Genomic DNA, 3,202 nt, shown 5'->3' on the forward strand with positions numbered 1-3,202 from the left:
GGGGGTGATGGGTGGTTGGTCGTTGTTTGAGAACTGCACAGTGGACGCGAGCATCTGTGGCCAAGTTTTTAAGGGCGCACGGTGGATGCCTTGGTACCAGGAACCGATGAAGGACGTGGGAGGCCACGATAGTCCCCGGGGAGCCGTCAACCAGGCTTTGATCCGGGGGTTTCCGAATGGGGAAACCCGGCAGTCGTCATGGGCTGTCACCCACATCTGAACACATAGGGTGTGTGGAGGGAACGCGGGGAAGTGAAACATCTCAGTACCCGCAGGAAGAGAAAACAACCGTGATTCCGGGAGTAGTGGCGAGCGAAACCGGATGAGGCCAAACCGTATGTGTGTGAGACCCGGCAGGGGTTGCGCATGCGGGGTTGTGGGATCTCTCTTTCACAGTCTGCCGGCTGTGAGACGAGTCAGAAACCGTTGGTGTAGGCGAAGGACATGCGAAAGGTCCGGCGTAGAGGGTAAGACCCCCGTAGTCGAAACATCAACGGCTCGTTTGAGAGACACCCAAGTAGCACGGGGCCCGAGAAATCCCGTGTGAATCTGGCGGGACCACCCGCTAAGCCTAAATATTCCCTGGTGACCGATAGCGGATAGTACCGTGAGGGAATGGTGAAAAGTACCGCGGGAGCGGAGTGAAATAGTACCTGAAACCGTGTGCCTACAAGCCGTGGGAGCGTCGCTCACAGAGTTTACTCTGTGGGTCGTGACTGCGTGCCTTTTGAAGAATGAGCCTGCGAGTTTGCGGTGTGTTGCGAGGTTAACCCGTGTGGGGAAGCCGTAGCGAAAGCGAGTCCGAATAGGGCGATTCAGTAGCGCGCTCAAGACCCGAAGCGGAGTGATCTAGCCATGGGCAGGTTGAAGCGGCTGTAAGAGGTCGTGGAGGACCGAACCCACCAGGGTTGAAAACCTGGGGGATGACCTGTGGTTAGGGGTGAAAGGCCAATCAAACTCCGTGATAGCTGGTTCTCCCCGAAATGCATTTAGGTGCAGCGTCGTGTGTTTCTTGCCGGAGGTAGAGCACTGGATAGGCGATGGGCCCTACCGGGTTACTGACCTTAGCCAAACTCCGAATGCCGGTAAGTGAGAGCACGGCAGTGAGACTGTGGGGGATAAGCTCCATGGTCGAGAGGGAAACAGCCCAGAGCATCGACTAAGGCCCCTAAGCGTACGCTAAGTGGGAAAGGATGTGGAGTCGCACAGACAACCAGGAGGTTGGCTTAGAAGCAGCCACCCTTGAAAGAGTGCGTAATAGCTCACTGGTCTAGTGATTCCGCGCCGACAATGTAGCGGGGCTCAAGCGTACCGCCGAAGTCGTGTCATTCATGCTATAGGGCCAACGCCCGTATGGATGGGTAGGGGAGCGTCGTGTGCCGGGTGAAGCCGCAGCGGAAGCTAGTGGTGGACGGTTCACGAGTGAGAATGCAGGCATGAGTAGCGATACACACGTGAGAAACGTGTGCGCCGATTGACTAAGGGTTCCTGGGTCAAGCTGATCTGCCCAGGGTAAGTCGGGACCTAAGGCGAGGCCGACAGGCGTAGTCGATGGATAACCGGTTGATATTCCGGTACCCGCTGTGAAGCGTCAAACATTGAACCAGGCGATGCTAAGTCCGTGAAGCCGTTCCGGACCCTTCGGGGAAAGGAAAGTGGTGGAGCCGACGGACCAGACCTGTAGTAGGTGAGTGATGGGGTGACGCAGGAAGGTAGTCCAGCCCGGGCGATGGTAGTCCCGGGGTAAGGGTGTAGCCCGTTGTCCAGGTAAATCCGGATGACGTTAAGGGTGAGACCTGATGCCGAGCCGATTGTGGTGAAGTGGATGATCCTATGCTGTCGAGAAAAGCCTCTAGCGAGTTTCATGGCGGCCCGTACCCTAAACCGACTCAGGTGGTCAGGTAGAGAATACCGAGGCGTTCGGGTGAACTATGGTTAAGGAACTCGGCAAAATGCCCCCGTAACTTCGGGAGAAGGGGGGCCATCACTGGTGATAGCACTTGCTGCTTGAGCTGGGGGTGGCCGCAGAGACCAGCGAGAAGCGACTGTTTACTAAAAACACAGGTCCGTGCGAAGCCGTAAGGCGATGTATACGGACTGACGCCTGCCCGGTGCTGGAACGTTAAGGGGACCGGTTAGTCAAACTTCGGTTTGGCGAAGCTGAGAACTTAAGCGCCAGTAAACGGCGGTGGTAACTATAACCATCCTAAGGTAGCGAAATTCCTTGTCGGGTAAGTTCCGACCTGCACGAATGGCGTAACGACTTCTCGACTGTCTCAACCATAGGCCCGGTGAAATTGCACTACGAGTAAAGATGCTCGTTTCGCGCAGCAGGACGGAAAGACCCCGGGACCTTTACTATAGTTTGATATTGGTGTTCGGTTCGGCTTGTGTAGGATAGCTGGGAGACTTTGAAGCGTTGGCGCCAGCCAGTGTGGAGTCGTCGTTGAAATACCAGTCTGGTCGTGCTGGATGTCTAACCTGGGTCCGTGATCCGGATCAGGGACAGTGTCTGATGGGTAGTTTAACTGGGGCGGTTGCCTCCTAAAGAGTAACGGAGGCGCCCAAAGGTTCCCTCAGCCTGGTTGGCAATCAGGTGTTGAGTGTAAGTGCACAAGGGAGCTTGACTGTGAGACCGACGGGTCGAGCAGGGACGAAAGTCGGGACTAGTGATCCGGCGGTGGCTTGTGGAAGCGCCGTCGCTCAACGGATAAAAGGTACCCCGGGGATAACAGGCTGATCTTCCCCAAGAGTCCATATCGACGGGATGGTTTGGCACCTCGATGTCGGCTCGTCGCATCCTGGGGCTGGAGTCGGTCCCAAGGGTTGGGCTGTTCGCCCATTAAAGCGGTACGCGAGCTGGGTTTAGAACGTCGTGAGACAGTTCGGTCCCTATCCGCTGTGCGCGTAGGAATATTGAGAAGGGCTGTCCCTAGTACGAGAGGACCGGGACGGACGAACCTCTGGTGTGCCAGTTGTCCTGCCAAGGGCATGGCTGGTTGGCTACGTTCGGGAGGGATAACCGCTGAAAGCATCTAAGCGGGAAGCCTGCTTCGAGATGAGTATTCCCACCAACTAGATTGGTTAAGGCTCCCAGTAGACGACTGGGTTGATAGGCCGGATGTGGAAGCCCTGTAAAGGGTGAAGCTGACCGGTACTAATAGGCCGAGGGCTTGTCCTCAGTTGCTCGCGTCCACTGTGT

At 56.5% G+C, this 3,202-nt stretch carries 1 rRNA gene; it reads left to right on the forward strand.

What is annotated here, in order from left to right:
• Positions 1 to 58 precede the first annotated feature (58 nt).
• Positions 59 to 3,181: ribosomal RNA gene (locus tag ACIOKD_RS41975) — 23S ribosomal RNA — on the forward strand.
• Positions 3,182 to 3,202: the final 21 nt, after the last annotated feature.

The organism is Streptomyces sp. NPDC087844 (assembly GCF_044742785.1).
Lineage (GTDB): Bacteria > Actinomycetota > Actinomycetes > Streptomycetales > Streptomycetaceae > Streptomyces.